This is a genomic window from Paraburkholderia sp. GAS38, assembly GCF_050434965.1.
Taxonomy (GTDB): domain Bacteria; phylum Pseudomonadota; class Gammaproteobacteria; order Burkholderiales; family Burkholderiaceae; genus Paraburkholderia; species Paraburkholderia phenazinium_A.
Window position 1 is genome coordinate 544045 of record NZ_JBNDJO010000003.1, and the last position, 16516, is coordinate 560560.

Annotated in this window: 16 protein-coding genes; 11 read left to right on the plus strand and 5 right to left on the minus strand. The window is 63.5% G+C overall.

The genetic code is table 11. The features are described 5' to 3' along the window. Nucleotides 1–33: 33 nt before the first annotated feature. The 4 genes from P3T42_RS09955 (at nt 34) to P3T42_RS09970 (ending at nt 7662) form a co-directional block, all read left to right on the plus strand. Nucleotides 34–3219, plus strand: a complete 3186-nt coding sequence (locus tag P3T42_RS09955) for an efflux RND transporter permease subunit (RefSeq protein ID WP_429305897.1) — start codon at nt 34–36, stop codon at nt 3217–3219. 11 nt (nt 3220–3230) lie between these two features. Beyond that, nucleotides 3231–4826: an efflux transporter outer membrane subunit gene (locus P3T42_RS09960; RefSeq protein WP_074294681.1), complete on the plus strand. Its 1596-nt coding sequence runs from the start codon at nt 3231–3233 to the stop codon at nt 4824–4826. Between the two features lie 243 nt (nt 4827–5069). Next, nucleotides 5070–6272: an acyl-CoA dehydrogenase family protein gene (locus P3T42_RS09965; protein WP_429305898.1), complete on the plus strand. Its 1203-nt coding sequence runs from the start codon at nt 5070–5072 to the stop codon at nt 6270–6272. A gap of 61 nt (nt 6273–6333) precedes the next feature. Continuing rightward, nucleotides 6334–7662, plus strand: coding sequence for an Nramp family divalent metal transporter (locus P3T42_RS09970; RefSeq protein ID WP_429305899.1), 1329 nt, complete (start codon nt 6334–6336; stop codon nt 7660–7662). Between the two features lie 68 nt (nt 7663–7730). Here the strand turns inward: P3T42_RS09970 and flhC are convergent, their stop codons facing one another. The 4 genes from flhC to P3T42_RS09990 form a co-directional block, all read right to left on the minus strand. Further along, a complete protein-coding gene (flhC, locus tag P3T42_RS09975) occupies nt 7731–8312 on the minus strand; it encodes a flagellar transcriptional regulator FlhC (protein WP_074294684.1) in 582 nt (193 codons plus the stop codon). 13 nt (nt 8313–8325) lie between these two features. After that, nucleotides 8326–8646 carry a flagellar transcriptional regulator FlhD gene (gene flhD, locus P3T42_RS09980; protein WP_074294685.1) on the minus strand — a complete coding sequence of 107 codons (321 nt, stop codon included), beginning with the start codon at nt 8644–8646 and terminating at the stop codon, nt 8326–8328. A 756-nt stretch (nt 8647–9402) separates the two neighbouring features. Then, nucleotides 9403–9930 (minus strand): GNAT family N-acetyltransferase, encoded by a 528-nt coding sequence (locus tag P3T42_RS09985; protein ID WP_429305900.1) that lies wholly within the window; start codon nt 9928–9930, stop codon nt 9403–9405. A gap of 111 nt (nt 9931–10041) precedes the next feature. Next, the gene (locus tag P3T42_RS09990; protein WP_429305901.1) at nt 10042–10893 is read right to left on the minus strand and encodes a helix-turn-helix domain-containing protein; all 852 of its coding nucleotides are present in this window, start codon (nt 10891–10893) and stop codon (nt 10042–10044) included. Nucleotides 10894–11107: 214 nt separating this feature from the next. Between P3T42_RS09990 and P3T42_RS09995 the strand changes: the two genes are divergently transcribed. The 4 genes from P3T42_RS09995 (at nt 11108) to P3T42_RS10010 (ending at nt 12394) form a co-directional block, all read left to right on the plus strand. Continuing rightward, on the plus strand, nt 11108–11254 hold the full coding sequence (locus P3T42_RS09995) for a hypothetical protein (protein WP_429305902.1): 147 nt from the start codon (nt 11108–11110) through the stop codon (nt 11252–11254). Next, the gene (locus tag P3T42_RS10000) at nt 11238–11564 is read left to right on the plus strand and encodes a helix-turn-helix domain-containing protein (RefSeq protein ID WP_074294689.1); all 327 of its coding nucleotides are present in this window, start codon (nt 11238–11240) and stop codon (nt 11562–11564) included. The genes P3T42_RS09995 and P3T42_RS10000 overlap by 17 nt, the downstream gene beginning before the upstream one ends. A 150-nt stretch (nt 11565–11714) precedes the next feature. Continuing rightward, nucleotides 11715–12083: a nuclear transport factor 2 family protein gene (locus P3T42_RS10005; RefSeq protein ID WP_429305903.1), complete on the plus strand. Its 369-nt coding sequence runs from the start codon at nt 11715–11717 to the stop codon at nt 12081–12083. Between the two features lie 53 nt (nt 12084–12136). Next, entirely contained in the window at nt 12137–12394 is a 258-nt protein-coding gene (locus P3T42_RS10010) for a hypothetical protein (protein WP_429305904.1), read from the plus strand. Here P3T42_RS10010 and P3T42_RS10015 read toward each other — a convergent pair. Next, nucleotides 12372–13310 carry a LysR substrate-binding domain-containing protein gene (locus P3T42_RS10015; protein ID WP_074294692.1) on the minus strand — a complete coding sequence of 313 codons (939 nt, stop codon included), beginning with the start codon at nt 13308–13310 and terminating at the stop codon, nt 12372–12374. The genes P3T42_RS10010 and P3T42_RS10015 overlap by 23 nt on opposite strands. 181 nt (nt 13311–13491) lie before the next feature. Here P3T42_RS10015 and P3T42_RS10020 point away from each other — a divergent pair, with 181 nt between their 5' ends. From P3T42_RS10020 to P3T42_RS10030, 3 genes are read left to right on the plus strand one after another with little or no spacing between them, the layout of a single operon-like run. Further along, entirely contained in the window at nt 13492–14343 is an 852-nt protein-coding gene (locus P3T42_RS10020; protein ID WP_074294693.1) for an ABC transporter permease, read from the plus strand. A 4-nt stretch (nt 14344–14347) separates the two neighbouring features. Next, entirely contained in the window at nt 14348–15376 is a 1029-nt protein-coding gene (locus P3T42_RS10025) for an ABC transporter ATP-binding protein (RefSeq protein WP_429305905.1), read from the plus strand. Between the two features lie 41 nt (nt 15377–15417). Next, nucleotides 15418–16509 (plus strand): extracellular solute-binding protein, encoded by a 1092-nt coding sequence (locus P3T42_RS10030; RefSeq protein ID WP_429305906.1) that lies wholly within the window; start codon nt 15418–15420, stop codon nt 16507–16509. Nucleotides 16510–16516 lie beyond the last annotated feature (7 nt).

The following is a 16516-nucleotide window of genomic DNA, read 5'->3' on the forward strand; positions in this document are numbered from 1 at the left end:
CGCTTCCCAGCGCTTTAATTTTCAGAGCCTCTCATGAACATATCCAAATTCTTCATCGACCGGCCGATCTTTGCGGGCGTGCTATCAGTCCTGATCCTGCTGGCGGGCATCATTTCGCTCTTCAGGCTGCCGATCTCCGAGTACCCCGAAGTCGTGCCGCCCTCGGTGGTGGTGCACGCGCAGTATCCGGGCGCAAACCCGAAGGTGATCGCCGAAACGGTGGCTTCGCCGCTCGAAGAGCAGATCAACGGCGTGGAAAACATGCTGTATATGCAGTCGCAGGCCAATAGCGACGGCAACCTCACGCTGACGGTGACGTTCAAGCTCGGCACCAATCCGGACCTCGCGACGCAGCTGGTGCAGAACCGCGTCAACCAGGCGCTGCCGCGCCTGCCGGACGACGTGCAGCGTCTCGGCGTGACGACCATCAAGAGCTCGCCGACGCTGACGATGGTGGTCCACCTGATCTCGCCGAACAACCAGTACGACATGACGTATCTGCGCAACTACGCGCTGCTCAACGTCAAGGACCGGCTGGAGCGTATCCAGGGCGTGGGCGAAGTGCAGTTGTGGGGCTCGGGCGACTACGCGATGCGTATCTGGCTCGATCCGCAGAAAGTCGCGCAGCGCGGCCTGACGGCCACTGACGTGGTCAACGCCATCCGCGAGCAGAACATTCAGGTGGCAGCCGGTCAGATTGGTTCGTCGCCGTCGTTGCCGGGCACGCAGTTGCAGTTGTCCGTGAATGCGCGTGGCCGTTTGCAGACCACCGGCGAATTCGGCGACATCGTCGTCAAGACCGCGCCGGATGGTGCGGTGACGTATCTGCGCGACATTGCCCGTATCGAACTGGCCGCGTCGGAATACGGCCTGCGTTCGCTGCTGGACAACAAGTCGGCGGTGGCGCTCGCAATCAACCAGGCGCCGGGCGCGAACTCGCTGCAGATCTCGGATCAGGTGCGTGCGGCAATGAAGGACCTGAAGGAAGACATGCCCGCAGGCGTGGACTACCAGATCGTCTATGACCCGACGCAGTTCGTGCGCTCCAGTATCGAGGCCGTGATTCACACGCTGCTCGAAGCGATTGCGCTGGTCGTGATCGTGGTGATCGTGTTCCTGCAGACGTGGCGTGCGTCGATCATTCCGTTGATCGCGGTGCCGGTGTCGATTGTCGGGACGTTCTCGCTGCTGCTGGCGTTCGGCTTCTCGATCAACGCGTTGTCGCTGTTCGGCATGGTGCTCGCCATCGGGATTGTGGTGGACGATGCGATCGTGGTGGTGGAGAACGTCGAACGCAATATCGAAGCGGGGCTGAGTGCGCGCGATGCGACGTACAAGGCCATGCAGGAAGTGAGCGGGCCGATTATCGCCATCGCGCTGACGCTGGTGGCCGTGTTCGTGCCGCTCGCGTTCATGACGGGTCTCACGGGTCAGTTCTACAAGCAGTTCGCGGTGACCATCGCGATCTCGACGGTGATCTCGGCGTTCAACTCGCTGACGCTCTCGCCGGCGCTGTCCGCGATGCTGCTGCGCGGCCATGGCGCCAAGGAAGACTGGCTGACGCGGGGGATGAACGTCGTGTTCGGCCGCTTCTTCAAGGGCTTCAACAAGGTGTTTCATCGCGGCTCGACTGCGTATGGCAAGGGCGTGCAGGGCGTATTGCGCCGTAAGGGCGGCATGCTGGCGGTCTACGCCATCCTGCTCGGCGCGACGGTGCTGATCACGCGTATCGTGCCGGGCGGCTTCGTGCCGGCGCAGGACAAGGAATACCTGATCGCCTTCGCGCAGTTGCCTAACGGCGCCTCGCTCGACCGCACCGAAAAGGTGATCCGCGATATGAGCGCGATTGCGCTGAAGCAGCCGGGTGTCGAAAGCGCGGTGGAGTTTCCGGGCTTGTCGGTGAATGGCTTCACCAATAGCTCGAGCGCGGGCATCGTGTTCGTCACGCTCAAGCCGTTCAAGGATCGCGGCAGCAAGGCGCTCTCCGCCGGTGCGATTGCGGGCGCGCTGAACCAGCAGTATGGCGCGATCAAGGATTCGTTCGTGGCCGTGTTCCCGCCGCCGCCGGTGTTGGGTCTCGGTACGCTGGGCGGCTTCAAGATGCAGCTGGAGGATCACGGTGCGCTTGGCTACGCGGAGCTGAACAAGGCGACGGAAGCGTTCATCAAGAAGGCTGCCACGACGCCTGAACTGGGGCCGACCTTCTCCAGCTATCAGATCAACGTGCCGCAACTGAATGTGGATCTGGACCGCGTCAAGGCCAAGCAATTGGGCGTGCCGGTGACGGACGTGTTCGACACGATGCAGATCTATCTGGGCTCGCTGTATGTGAACGACTTCAACCGCTTTGGCCGGGTGTATCAGGTGCGGGTGCAGGCCGACGCGCCGTTCCGTCAACGTGCCGACGACATCGGGCAACTGAAGACGCGCAATGCCGCGGGCGAAATGGTGCCGCTGTCTTCGCTGGTGACGGTGACGCCGACCTTCGGTCCGGAAATGGTGGTGCGCTACAACGGCTACACCGCGGCCGACATCAACGGTGGACCGGCGCCCGGTTATTCGTCGGGCCAGGCGCAGGCCGCGGCGGAGCGCGTGGCGGCGGAAACCTTGCCGCGTGGCGTGAAGCTCGAATGGACCGACCTGACGTATCAGCAGATCATCGCCGGCAATGCGGGCATGTGGGTGTTCCCGATCAGCGTGCTGCTGGTGTTCCTGGTGCTGGCTGCGCTGTATGAAAGCCTGACGCTGCCGCTCGCGGTGATCCTGATCGTGCCGATGAGCTTGCTGTCTGCGCTGACCGGGGTCTGGCTCACGCACGGCGATAACAACATCTTCACGCAGATCGGCTTGATGGTGCTGGTGGGGCTGGCCTCGAAGAACGCGATTCTGATCGTCGAGTTCGCTCGCGAACTCGAACACGACGGACATACGCCGCTGTCGGCGGCGATCGAAGCGAGCCGCATGCGGTTGCGCCCGATCCTGATGACGTCGATCGCTTTCATCATGGGCGTGGTGCCGCTGGTGCTGTCGAGCGGGGCGGGTTCGGAGATGCGTCATGCGATGGGTATCGCGGTGTTCTTCGGCATGCTGGGTGTGACGCTGTTCGGCCTGATGCTGACCCCTGTGTTCTATGTGGTGCTGCGTACGCTTGCCGGCGGCAAGATTCACGTCGCGCAAAAAGACTCGCCGCACTACGCGTTGCCGGTCACGGACGCTTGAGGAGAAAAACAATGAAACGGTTTGAATCATTACCAGGGTGGGGCCGGGCGGCAGCCAGTGGTTTGCTGGTAGCGCTGCTTGCAGCCTGCTCGGTGGAGCCGACCTATAAGCGTCCCGATGTCGATACGTCGGCAGCGTTCAAGGAAGCGCCGGTCATCGCACCGCAAGACGCGGGCACGTGGAAAACGGCTCAACCGGCCGACGACGCGCATCGCGGCGAATGGTGGCGCATCTTCGGCGACCCGGCGCTCGACGATCTGGAACAGCAGGCGGCTGCCGCTAACCAGGACCTGAAGGCCGCGGCGGCGCGCGTGCAGCAGTCGCGGGCGTCGTTGAAGGCGGCCCGCTCGGACTGGTTCCCGAAGCTCGATGCGGGCTTCGGACCGACGCGCGAAACGGTCTCGCCGGCCTCGCAGTTCCTGCCGCAAAGCAACGGCCCGGAAACCACGACGTTGTGGCGCGCGGATGGCACGGTGTCGTACGAAACGGATCTGTTCGGACGGGTCGGCTCGAATGTGAACGCCACCCAGGCCGATGCGCAGCAGAGCGAAGCATTGTTCCGTTCGGTGCAGCTCGCGTTGCAGGCGGACGTCGCGCAGAACTACTTCCAGTTGCGCGAGCTCGATACCGACCAGAACCTGTATCGCCAGACGGTGACGCTGCGTGAAGACACGCTCAAGCTGATCCAGCGGCGTTTCAACGAAGGCGACATCAGTGAACTGGATCTGGCGCAGGCCCGCAACGAACTGGCTAGCGCGCGTGCGGATGCAGTGGGCGTGGCGCGTCAACGGGCCGCGTCCGAGCATAGCCTCGCGATCCTGCTCGGCAAGGCGCCGGCGAACTTCTCGTTCCCGGAAACGCCGCTCGTGCCGGTGACGGCGAAGGTGCCGCCGGGGTTACCGTCGGCCTTGCTGGAACGCCGTCCGGACGTGGCGGCCGCCGAGCGTGCGATGGCCGCGGCGAATGCGCGCGTCGGGCTGGCGAAGTCGGCGTTCTTCCCGAAGCTCGACATCACCGGTGCGCTTGGGTATGAGTCGGCTACCTTGGGCGATCTGTTCATGTGGTCGAGCCGCACCTTCCTGCTCGGGCCGTTTGCCGGCACGGCGTTGACGTTGCCGCTGTTTGACGGTGGCCGTCGCAAGGCGAATCTGGCCCAGGCGCGCGGCAAGTACGACGAAGATGTGGCGCAGTATCGTCAGCAGGTGCTGGTGGCGTTCAAGGAAGTCGAGGACAACCTCTCCGATCTGCGACTGCTCGACGACCAGATCCAGGCGCAGGACGATGCGGTGAACGCATCGCAACGGGCGTCGCATCTGTCGCAGACGCAGTACACGGAAGGGCAGGTCAGCTATCTGGATGTGATCGACAGTCAGCGGCAGGTGTTGCAGTCGCAACTGCAGGCGAGTCATCTGGAGGGCACGCAGGCGGTGTCGACGGTCAATCTGATTCGCGCGCTGGGCGGTGGATGGGGTGAAGCAGGGGCGTCGGATGTGCCGGTGGCGGGGGCTGCTTCTGCTCCGGTTGCAGGTGCTGGGGCCGTTGCCCCGGTTGTCACCACTGCATCTGCTGCTGCGAAGGATGCGCCGCAGCAGGTAGCGAAGCAGTGAGCTTTTAGGCGGTAAGTAGTCAAGCGGCAAGGGGCGGCCAGTCGATTGCGCCCCTTGCCGCAGTTCGTTGCGTCTTCCTTTGCGTGGATGGCCTTTGCGCCTCGCGTGCCTTTCTCCGGCTCAGTCCCACCCTCGGTGCGGCCCTCGCCGCATATCGCGTTTGCCACTTTCCTTTCCAACATCCCTTGGTAGACCGCCGATTTTCAGCGGTTTATCATCTTCCGCTTGTCATCTGGAGACTCCATGAACGAACCGGGCCATCCAGCGTCGTTCGACGGGCAAGCGTCAGCGGCGATTGGCGATCTGACCGGGCTGCTCGACGCATTGCGCGCCACTGCAGCCGAGCGCGATCGCGACGGCGGCCATGCCGCTCAGGAAAAACAGTGGATCGCCGATGCGGGCCTGCTCACGCTTGCCGTGCCGCGCGAGTTTGGCGGTGCGGGTGCGCCCTGGCCTGCGATCTACGCAACGATTCGCGCAATTGCCCGCGTAGATAGCGCGCTCGCCCATCTGCTTGGCTTCCAGTGCCTGCAAGTGGTGAGCGTCGACGTGTGGGGCAATCCGGCGCAACGGGCCCGTTATCTGCGCGGCACCGTCGAGGCGCGCTGGTGGTGGGGCAACGCCGTCAATCCGCTCGACACCCGCCTGGTTGCGACCGCAACCTCCGACGGCGGCTTCCGTCTGAACGGGCAGAAGGGCTTTTGCTCCGGCACGCGCGGCTCGCAGATGATGACTGTCTCGGCGCACGACCCGCAGACCGGTAAGCCGATTTTCGCCGTGGTGCCGACCACGCGTGACGGCATCACCGTGAACGAAGACTGGAATCCGATCGGCCAGCGGCAGACCGACAGCGGCAGCGTGTCGTTTGCCCAGGTCAAGATCGAAGCAGACGAAGTCCTGCACCGTTCCGAAGCGCCCCCCACGCCGCACGCCACGTTACGCACGCTGGTGTCGCAACTGGTGCTGACCAACCTGTTCGTCGGCATTGCGCAGGGGGCGCTGGAAGAAGCGCGCCGCTACGTGACGCAGAATGGGCGGCCCTGGATCAGCTCCGGCGTGGAGAAGGCCACGGACGATCCGTATCTGATCCAGCGCTTCGGCGAAATGCGTCTGCAGACGGTGAGCGCGGAAGCGTTGACCGAGCGTGCCGCGCAAGCCCTCGAGAACGCCTGGCAAAAGGGCGCCGCGCTCAGCGCCGAAGAACGGGCGCACGTGGCGCTCGCCACCTCCGAAGCGAAGATTCTCGCGCACCGGGCGGCGCTCGAAGTCAGCCAGAACCTGTTTGATGCCTGCGGGGCGCGTGCCACGCACGCACCGCTTGCACTCGACCGATTCTGGCGCAATGCCCGCGTCCATACGCTGCACGATCCGCTTGACTACCGCGTGCGTGACGTAGGCCGCTACGCGCTAAGTGGAACATTGCCGGACGTTTCTTTGTACACTTGAGGCCGTCTGCGGCGCCCGAAACTGGGCGCCGCTGCTACGTCTACCTCAAGAGGTCACCGGCTTGCCATTCAATCTACCGACTACCGCTACCGCACCGTTTTGCCCATCCGAGGTTCAGGGCACGGTCGCCGTCCCGCAGGGCGCGCCGTTATGGAAGCGGATCATGCAGTTCGCCGGCCCCGGCCTGCTGATTTCGATCGGCTACATGGACCCCGGCAACTGGGCCACCGATATCGAAGCCGGCTCGCGCTACGGCTATAGCCTGCTGTTCATCGTGGTGCTGTCGAGTCTCGCGGCGATCGCGCTGCAGTGCCTGAGCATGCGGCTCGGCATCGCAACCGGCCAGGATCTCGCGCAACTGTCGCGCAGCCGCTACTCGCCGGCCGTCGCCCGCGTGCAATGGCTGCTTGCCGAAGTGTCGATCATTGCCTGCGACCTTGCCGAAGTGCTCGGCGGCGCACTCGCGTTTCACTTGCTGTTCAAGTGCTCGCTGACCACCGGCGTGATCCTGACGGCGTTCGATACGCTGATCGTGCTCGGCCTGAAGGGCAAGAATTTCCGCGACCTCGAAGCGATCATTCTCGGGCTGATCGCCACCATCGGCATTGGTTACATCGTGCAACTGGTACTCGTGCATCCGCACTGGCCGTCCGTGATGGCGGGACTCGTGCCGTCGTGGCACGCCGTCAGCGCGCGCGAGCCGCTCTACCTGTCAATCGGCATCCTCGGTGCGACGGTGATGCCGCACAACCTGTATCTGCATTCGTCGATCGTGCAGACCCGCGCGGTGAAGCGCGATTCGCGCAGCATTGCCTCGGCCATTCGCCTGTCGCGTCTCGATACGATCGTCTCGCTGGTGATTGCCCTGCTGATCAACGCGGCGATCCTGATTCTCGCGGCGGCCGCGTTCAACGCAACCGGGCACAACCAGGTCACGGAAATCGAAGACGCTTACCGGCTGCTGGCGCCGATCGTCGGCACCGGCTTTGCGGCCGTGCTGTTCGCCATCACGCTGCTGGCGTCGGGGCAAAGTTCGACGTTCACCGGCACAGTGGCTGGCCAGGTCATCATGGAAGGCTTTTTAAAGCTGAAGATTCCGTGCTGGCAGCGCCGCTTCATCACGCGAGCGCTTGCGCTGATACCCGCCTTGATCGGCGTGCAGACGCTCGGCAACGGCGCGGTGGGCACGCTGCTGGTCGCAAGCCAGGTGGTGCTGAGCCTGCAATTGCCGTTCGCCCTCTATCCGTTGATCCGTATGACTAACGACCGTGCCCTGATGGGCGAATTCGCCAACCGCCTGCCGACGCGCTTGATCACGTGGGCGCTGTTTGTTGTGATTACAGCGGCGAACCTCTGGCTGGTCGTGCAGACAGTGGGGTGGTTGGGCTGAGCGCGATCCGCTCTTGGAGAGCGGCGCCGGAAGCCGGCTTCGAATGAGCCAACCGGACAACGGTCGGCTCAGGCGGCTTCCGCGATCTGCGTAGCTTCGAGCGCTTCTTGCGCTTCCAGCCTGGCCGCTGCGGCGGCCTTCTTGGTCTTGCCGGCGCGCGACGGCGGCTGGCAGGCACCACATACGACGTTGTGCTGCAAGTCGTGCTTGTGTGCGACGAACTTGCCGGTGCAACGGCAGCACGGCGTCAGTTGCAGGATATCGGCGTCGAAGAAACGTACCAATGTCCATGCACGCGTCAGGTCCAGCACCGGTTCCGTGTCACTGTGCTTGCAGTGCTCCAGATACAGCCGGTAGCCTTTCGTCAGCGCGTCCAGATGCGAACAACGCGCTTCCTTCTTGAGGAACAGGTACGTGTTATAGAACAGCGAGGCGTGGATGTTAGCCAGCCACGTCATGTACCAGTCCGCCGAGAACGGCAACATTCCCTTGGGCGGCGAAACGCCCTTCACCTCGCGATAGAGGCGAATCATGCGGTCGCGCGACAGCGTCAATTCGCTCTCGAGCACTTGCATGCGCGCGCCGAGCTCGATCAGAGCAATGGCGCGAAACACTTCCTGCGCGTCTTCCGTCAGGCTTCGCTTGAGCATCGCAGTCACCTCGTTAAGCGAATTGCTCTGCTGGCTGGCCGGCCAACAGGATAGCCGCATGCGTCGGCGCTACTTCTGCGTGCTTGCTCGTCTGCGTCAACGCCGACAACATGGCGTGATCGTTGAAACGGAAAAAGCACAGAAGCTGATCGGAAGAGGCCAGTTTGACGATTTGCGCGAGCGACAGCCCGGCAAGCAAATCGGCCAGTTCCGACGACAGGCCCAAGCGGAACATCCCGACAGGCTTGTCCTCGCGCAACATACGTTGTGCGAGCATGATGTAAGACAAATTAATCTCGCGGATAGACTCCCGCGTCTCGCTGCTACGGTCCATTTTTGTGTTTCCGAAGCCCCGAATTGCTATGTCGGCTTTTTTGCGCCGTTATGCTTTTTGTACCCTAGCCGGACACTGATGACCTCCGGCTACATTCACTTCTTGATACCGGTCCTGACTCTTTGATACAAGGTGTTACAACTCGTAACACCTTGGAAGCAATTGTATGAAGTGGATTTCAGGAAATCAATACCTTCTCAAAAAAATATCTCACAAAAATACAACATTTCCCGGTAACTCTTTCACGGTGCCGTAATAGAAGCTGCGGCGTCGGCTTCCCGGCGCGTGCGAACCGCGCGCAGTGGGCCTCAGGCCTTGTGTGGCGGCTTTCTTTGAAATGATCTGAGGAAATTGCCTTGATTGCCTGTGATAACCCTAATAGGCAATTCAAATAGAAAGCTAAAAGAAAGGATTTGAGATTTTCAGTAATAACTACTGCTCGCCGGGAGGCTTACGGGGACAAATGAAGCTGTAACACTTCGGTGCGGCCCCAGTTACAAACTCGGGCCGCAATTGTAACTCGTAGCAGGTTTGCACTGACGGTCAGCCCGACCGGTCGGTCGGGCTGACGGCGGGTGAGATTACATGTGGGGCGAGTGGGGCGACTGACCGATGCGTTTGCCCCGTTTGATCGGGCATCCTCTGAGGACAGGCAGGCTGCCTGACACGAGGACCCCATGTTAAGAATGGATATGACAACTCCAGACGGGACAGGCGTTGCAGCGGACCTGGTGGGCGCAGTTGTCAGTGCAGTTGTCAAATAAACCGAGCCATCAGGTCCAGATCGCTGAATACGCCGTTGACGCACAGCCCCTCGATTTCCCGTCCGTAGGGGCGGAAACCGACGGATTCATAGAGACGGCGAGCCGCGTCGTTTTTGCTGGCGACGACCAGCTGGATTTGCCGCAAGCCCTCGACGCGATCGGCGCGCGCCAGCAGTTCGGTGAGCAGCGCGCGTCCCACGCCGCGACCCGCCGCTTCAGCCGCGACATACATGCCGACGACCGAAGCCTTGTGCAGGTCCTTGATCGGTTCTTGTCGCGTGAGCCCCACCATGCCGATCAGCGCTTGATCCTCCGCCGTGAATGCGCCGAGCACGAAATTGCCTTCAGCTGCTCGTGCGCCTTGCAGTACGGCGTCGTAGTGCTGCGGGCCTCTCTCGAGCGCCTCCTGATGACTCTGACCGAACGACTCGGGGTGCGCCAGCAGGGCGCGCAGACGTAACTGGAAGAAAGCGTCACGGTCGGCCGGGTTGAGTTGGCGGATCAGCGGGGCAGGCGCCATCGGAGTGTCTCCATGTGCAGGGTGTTGGGGGAGCTCGCATGTTACCAGGGCGGCAAGGTGCGCGGCGCGTGGCCGTTCATCACGGCTCGCCGGTTTTCGGCTGCGGTTTGGTTACGCGGCCTGATCTTCTGCGTAGGCGCGCAGGGCAGCGGCGGTTTGCGGATCGGCAGGGAAAAACGCCTCGATCGCGAGCTCTGAGAGCGTGACGTCCACGGGGGTGCCGAACACGGTCGTGGTGCTGAAGAACGACAGCACGCCGAGCGGCGTACGCAGACGCAGCGGTACGGCGATCTGGTTGAGGATGGCGTTGCTGTCTTCGTCGGCGCTTTGTGCGCCGGGCGGCGTCGGGTAGGCGGCCAGTTCGTCGCGCAGGGCGGCGAGCGTGTCGTCGGCACTGACTTCGACCTGGCGCTGCAGGCGCGCCAGCACATGAGCGCGCCAAGCATGCCAGTTGACGATGGTCGACGCGATACCCTCCGGATGCAGGCTCAGGCGCAGGGCGTTGACGGGCGCTTCCAGCAAGGCCGCGCTCGCCGCGCCGACCAGCGGCGCGAGCGAGCGGTTGGCGGCGACGATCGTCCAATGGCGGTCGATCGCGAGTGCCGGATACGGCTCGTGTCCCTTCAATACCAGTTCCACCGCTTCGCGTGCGGCGCTCAGTTGCGGATCGGTCAATGGCCGCTCGCGGAACAGCGGTGCGTAGCCGGCCGCGACCAGCAGCGCGTTGCGGGCGCGCAGCGGCACCTCGAGACGCTCGGCGAGGTGCATCACCATTTCGCGGCTCGGCAGCGCGCGGCCCGATTCGACGAAGCTCAGATGGCGGGTCGAGATATCGGCTTCTGTTGCCAGCAACAACTGGCTCATCCGGCGCCGCTGCCGCCATTCGCGCAGCAATTCGCCGACGGTGCGGCTGACCGACGATGTGCCGGGCGGGATGGTCTGGGGGAGGGAGAGGGTGCTCATGGAGGGATGATAGCCAAGGCTGGCCGGGAATCCATTACCTGGGGGGTAATGGCGGGAGGTTGGCCGTCGTTGGCGCTCGGTCCGATTGTCAACGTGCGGCGCTGCGAACGGCGCCAGATGTCGAACGATGGCTTTTTGGAATGGGCTTTTTCACGGCTCACTTAAACTTATATGGGGACTTGATATAACTTATTTTTGACTTATAATTTAATCGATGACTGCGATAAACTGGACGCAAAAGGCCGTTAAACAGTTGCGCAAGCTGGATCGCCAGCAGCAGATTGCGATTCGTGACGGGGACGGCACAATCAAGGTCGTCGAAATCGAAGAAGTGAGGAAGCGCGATGAACGGACCTACTAACATTCAGGTCATCAATGGGCTGGATGGGAAGCCCGCCTTCGTGGTCATTCCGTACGAGGACTACATTGCCGAGCGAAACGTGGAACGTGAGCTGATTCCGCACGACGTCGTGAGCCGCACGGTCGATGGCGCGACACCGGTACGTGCGTGGCGGGAACATCTCGGTCTCACCCAGGCTGAGGTCGCGAAGCGCCTCGGTATCAGCCAGTCGGCGTATGCGCAACAGGAAGTCAGCGAACGTTTGCGTAAGGTGTCGCGGGAGAAAATCGCTGCAGCGCTTGGCATCACGCAGGAACAGCTTGACCTGTGACGATTGCCGAATAGAACCCTCCGCCCCAATTCCATTACGTCTTAGGTAATCGACTCACGCCTCCCCAACGTCGATTCTTCAGTCCGAGCCCGCCGCAAACACACGGTTTGCCGAGCGTAGCGCTCACTCAAGCGACTGAAGGAATCTGCGATGAACGCCCATACCGAACTGATCGACCGCTATTTCGCCGCGTGGAACGAAACCGACACGGCGAGCCGTCGCAAACTGATCGCCACCACCTGGAGCACCGACGCCGCCTATCTCGACCCGTTGCTTTCGGGCGACGGCCATGACGGGATCGACGCGATGATTCGCGCCGTGCACGAACGCTTCCCCCGCCACACCTTCCGCCGCACCACGGATGTGGACGGCTTCGCCAACCGCCTGCGTTTTTCGTGGGAACTGGCGTCGCCCGACGGCACGCCGGTCGTCAAGGGTTCGGATTTTGGTGTCGTCGATCCGAGCGGCCGCCTGCAGGCCGTCACCGGCTTCCTCGACGCCATGCCGGGCGCTGCCTGACCCACCGCCCATCAACCGGGGCTGCCAGCCTTCCCGCCTTCAAGGAGACGATCATGCACGAGCCTCGTGCCGCTGGTTTTGCCGTTGCGCTCGCGTTCGCGCGGGTGTTCGGCGCTCTTGACGCAGCCAGCACCGCGATTGCCGGTTTCGCACTGTTGGCCGGCACGCGGGCCTTCACCTTTACCGCGCTGCTTGCATGGCGCGAGCCCGTGCTGGGTGGCGCTGGACTCGTGCTGCTGGGGCTGGTGGGCTGGCTGCGCTGGTGCTGCGACCGTGGCCGCTGTCGAGCTAAGCCGTCGTGGAACGGTTAGTTACCCGAAGCGAGTCGCCACTCGTCGTGGCTTCGACCTGCGACAGCACCCACCGGCGGAACTGAGCCAGCGGCGGCCGCGTCTCGATACGTTCGGGGAAATAGCAGAGGTAGTGACCCTGATCGACCTCGATGGGCGCCGCGATCGGTTCGATCAGCGTCCCGGCGGCCAGGTTGTCCGCGACGAGAAATGCCGGGACAAGCGCGAGTCCTAGGCCGGCTTGCGCAGCCTGAAACAACACCGAATACTGCTCGAAGCGTGGGCCGCCGAGCGCATGCAGGCCACGCACGCCATAGCACTGCGCCCATTGGGCCCAAACCTGTTCGGCTTGCCCATGCAACAGTCGTGGCGCATGCGCCGTGTCTTCCGGTATCCGCAGCGGATGCCGACGGTGATAGTCAGGTGAGCAGACCAATATGAAGTGCCGACCGTCGATGTAATCGCACACCACGCCCTCCCAATTGCCGTCGCCATAGCGGATCGCCGCATCGAGGTCGAGCGGAAACGGGTCGCCCTGCGCGAGATGCCGGCTAAAGCTGATCGTCGCTCCCGGCGTGCTGGAGAGGAAGTCGGGAAGCCGCGGAATCAACCATTTGGTTGTGAAGGTCGGCACGCTGGCAATGGTCAGCAGGTCGCTCTGTCCGGCTGCGCTCATCAATTCCAGCGACGCATTGCCGATGTCGCGCAAAGGCCCCGCCACGCGCGACAGGTAGACGCTGCCGGCGCGGGTCAGCACGAGGTTGCGGCCGTCGCGAATGAAAAGCTGCACGCCGAATGCGGCTTCAAGGCTGGCGATCTGCCGGCTCACCGCGCTGGGCGTCAGGCCGAGGGCGCGCGCCGCCCGCGAAAAATTCAGATGCTTTGCCGAACTCGTGAAGGCAAGCAGTTCCGCAACGTTGGGATAGTGGTGTTTCATCGGCAAGGTGGCATCGAAGTGTGGCGCGAACTGTTCCGATCAGGCACAGCGCAATGCGTGTTTTGTACGTTTTTTTCATGACGACGCCATGTCGTATCCGCACACTTGCAAGCAATTCGAAACCCGCACCGGTTCGTCGCATGGTGGGCGGGTTTCATTTTGCTCATCGAGGAACACCTGCATGCAGACCCCCGCCACCCCCGCTATCCAGCCGCGCCTCCCCGCCCGCCGCGGGGCGCCGCGCGCCGTGCCGGCCGGGCGCATCGCGCTGCAGATCGTCGTGGTGCTGTTTGCGTGCTACATGCTGTTGCCGATCGCGCTGCTCCTGATCGGTGCATTCGGCAAGACGTGGACCAATACCGTGCTGCCGGCCGGCATCACCGGACACTGGTTCGCGGAGCTGGCCGCCAACCCGGGCTTGCGGCGCGCCTTCGGCGTCAGCCTGCTGGTGGCGCTGGCCTGCTGCGGCGCATGTTCCGCACTCGGTTTGCCGCTCGCGTATGCGTTGCATTACCGCTCGCGCTCGGGACGCGGCATGAGCGCACGGCTGATCGCGCTGCTGCCGGTGGGCGTCCCGGCGTTGACGCTCGGTTTCGGCTACATCGCGGTCTTCAGCGGCGACACCTTGCCGTGGCTCGGCTCGCTGCCGCTGCTGATCGCCGCTCATACCGTATTGACGCTGCCTTATCTGACACAAACGCTGCTCAGCGATTTGCGTCACCTCGACATCGAGCGGCTCGAAGCGTGCGCCGCCACGCTCGGCGCCACGCCGCTGCGGCAGTTCCTCACGGTTGCGCTGCCCAACCTCCGGCAGAGTGTGCTCTCGGGACTGGTGATGGTGGCTGCGTTGTCGATTGGGGAATTTCAGGTTTCCAATCTGATCGCCGGCTTTCGCTACCGCAATTATCCGGTGGTGCTGCTGCAGGCGTTCTACGGCGCGACCGGCCTGGCGTGCGCCGCCACCGTGGTGCTGCTGGGCCTCGCGGTGATCGCGACGCTGGTCTCGGTCAATACGGTTCAACGGTTCAAGTAAAACGATGAGTCTTCATTTCGACAACGTGAGCTTTGCTTACCCGGGTGCGCGGCACGGCATCGAATCCGTGACGCTGACGGTCGCGCCCGGGGAGTTGCTGGCCGTCATGGGCCGCAGCGGCTCGGGAAAATCCACGATCCTGCGGTTGACCGCAGGACTGCTAAACGGTTATCGCGGCCGCATCGCCATCGGCGGAACAGATGTCGCCGGCGTGCCGGTGTGGCGTCGCGAAACCGGCATGGTGTTCCAGCAATATGCGCTGTTTCCGCATCTGAGCGTAGTGGATAACGTGGCCTACGGGCTGCGCATGCGAGGTGTCGACCGGGACCGGCGCCGTGCCCGCGCACTCGAGATGCTCGAACGGGTAGGGCTCACCGAACACGCAGCGCGCCGCCCGGCCTCGCTCTCGGGCGGACAGCAACAGCGCGTCGCGCTGGCGCGCGCGCTTGCCTTCGAGCCGAAAGTCCTGCTGCTCGACGAACCGCTCGCGGCGCTCGACGCCGGCATCCGCCAGCAATTGCGCGACGAAATCCGCACGCTGCAGCGCGCCTGCGGCGCGACCACGCTGCTGGTGACGCACGACCAGGACGAAGCGCTGAGTCTTGCCGACCGGGTCGCCGTGGTCGACGGCGGGCGGGTGTTGCAGGTGGATACGCCGGAGCGCCTCTACACGCAGCCGGTATCGACGCAGGTCGCGCGTTTTGTGGGCCATTCGAGCGTGATGCCTGGCCGCGTGATCGGCGTGAACGCCGTCGATGTGTCCTTCGCAGTGCTATTCGCCGACACCGGCGCGTTCCGTCCCGGCGAGCGTGTCAGCGTGCTGCTGCGGCCGGAGCACGTGCAGCCCGATCCGCCGGCGGACGCGCTCAACCGGCTGGGCGGCCGTCGCACCGAGGTGCGCTATTTCGGCGCGACTTGCCGCTACGACTTCGTTCCCGAGCACGCGCAAGCGCCGCTGCTATGCGAAGGGCGGTGTCTTGCCGAACACGCCATCGCCATCGCCCCCGAGGACTTGCGCGTCCTGGCCGCGTAGTTCAACTGATTTCCATTCATGCAGTTTGACGGAGTGTCACCATGGTTGCAGGGTTTCGTCTTGTGTCGCACGTGCGCCGTGCGGCCGGATTCGTTTGCGCATTGACGCTGCTGGGCGGCGCGTGCAGCGCGCAGGCCGCGCCGCTGTATCCCGGCGAGGACGCGTTGTATGAGAAGGCCGCTGACGAAGGACTCGTCGTTTCGTTCGACACGGGTCCGGAATGGGCCAACTGGAAGTCGCTGTTCGCCGAGTTCAGGAAGCGCTATCCGAAGGTCGAGATCACCTACAACGACATCGGCTCGGCCGCGACCGTGGTCGCCCTCGACAAGGCCCGCCGCCGCCCGCAGGCCGACACTGCCTACTACTTTGCCGCGTCGGCGCTCGACGCGGTCAACAAGGATGTCGTCGCGCCGTTCAAGCCGTTGAACTTCGACAAGTTGCCGCCGGTATTCCGCGATCCCGACGGCCGCTGGTTCACGGTCCATTCGCTGAATATCGCGCTGCTCGTCAACCGCAAGCTGGTCAAGGATGTGCCGACAGGCTGGGCCGACCTGCTCAAGCCGGAATACCGCAACTCGGTGGTCTATCTCGACCCGCGTTCGACGGGCCAGGGGCAAGTCGACGTCTTCGCCGCCGCCTATGCATTCGGCGGCAGCGTCGACAATCCGAAGCCGGGCGCCGACTTCTTCGGCAAGCTGCGCGAAGCCGGTAACGTGATGCGCGTCGAGGGCACCACGCCGTACGCGAAGTTCCTCAAAGGCGAAATTCCGATCCTGATCGGCTACGAGAACGACGGGCTGAAAGCGAAATACGTCGACGGCATGGGCGACGCGGCCGAGGTGGTGATTCCGAAGGAGGCCAGCGTATCGGCGCCGTATGCGATGAGCCTGGTAAAGAACGCACCGAATTCCGATGCGGCGCAACTCTGGTTGAACCTGGTGATGAGCGACGTCGGTCAGGCGTTGTTTGCGCAAGGCTATGTGCGTCCGGCCGTGCCGGGTGTGCCGCTCTCGCCGGAGATCCGCGCGAAGATGCCCGATGCACCGCAAGTGCATCCGCTCGATGTGGTCAAGGCCGCCGCGAAGAAGGCCGAGGTGGACCAGTTGTGGGCGCAGGCTGCGCTCGCGAAGTAAGGGGCCC

Bases quoted from the DNA above. Each gene is read 5' to 3' on its own strand.
- P3T42_RS09955 (WP_429305897.1), top strand. From the start codon at position 34: ATGAACATATCCAAATTCTTCATCGACCGGCCGATCTTTGCGGGCGTG.
- P3T42_RS09960 (WP_074294681.1), top strand. From the start codon at position 3,231: ATGAAACGGTTTGAATCATTACCAGGGTGGGGCCGGGCGGCAGCCAGT.
- P3T42_RS09965 (WP_429305898.1), top strand. From the start codon at position 5,070: ATGAACGAACCGGGCCATCCAGCGTCGTTCGACGGGCAAGCGTCAGCG.
- flhC (WP_074294684.1), bottom strand. From the start codon at position 8,312: ATGCTCAAGCGAAGCCTGACGGAAGACGCGCAGGAAGTGTTTCGCGCC.
- flhD (WP_074294685.1), bottom strand. From the start codon at position 8,646: ATGGACCGTAGCAGCGAGACGCGGGAGTCTATCCGCGAGATTAATTTG.
- P3T42_RS09985 (WP_429305900.1), bottom strand. From the start codon at position 9,930: ATGGCGCCTGCCCCGCTGATCCGCCAACTCAACCCGGCCGACCGTGAC.
- P3T42_RS09990 (WP_429305901.1), bottom strand. From the start codon at position 10,893: ATGAGCACCCTCTCCCTCCCCCAGACCATCCCGCCCGGCACATCGTCG.
- P3T42_RS09995 (WP_429305902.1), top strand. From the start codon at position 11,108: ATGACTGCGATAAACTGGACGCAAAAGGCCGTTAAACAGTTGCGCAAG.
- P3T42_RS10000 (WP_074294689.1), top strand. From the start codon at position 11,238: ATGAACGGACCTACTAACATTCAGGTCATCAATGGGCTGGATGGGAAG.
- P3T42_RS10005 (WP_429305903.1), top strand. From the start codon at position 11,715: ATGAACGCCCATACCGAACTGATCGACCGCTATTTCGCCGCGTGGAAC.
- P3T42_RS10010 (WP_429305904.1), top strand. From the start codon at position 12,137: ATGCACGAGCCTCGTGCCGCTGGTTTTGCCGTTGCGCTCGCGTTCGCG.
- P3T42_RS10015 (WP_074294692.1), bottom strand. From the start codon at position 13,310: ATGAAACACCACTATCCCAACGTTGCGGAACTGCTTGCCTTCACGAGT.
- P3T42_RS10020 (WP_074294693.1), top strand. From the start codon at position 13,492: ATGCAGACCCCCGCCACCCCCGCTATCCAGCCGCGCCTCCCCGCCCGC.
- P3T42_RS10025 (WP_429305905.1), top strand. From the start codon at position 14,348: ATGAGTCTTCATTTCGACAACGTGAGCTTTGCTTACCCGGGTGCGCGG.
- P3T42_RS10030 (WP_429305906.1), top strand. From the start codon at position 15,418: ATGGTTGCAGGGTTTCGTCTTGTGTCGCACGTGCGCCGTGCGGCCGGA.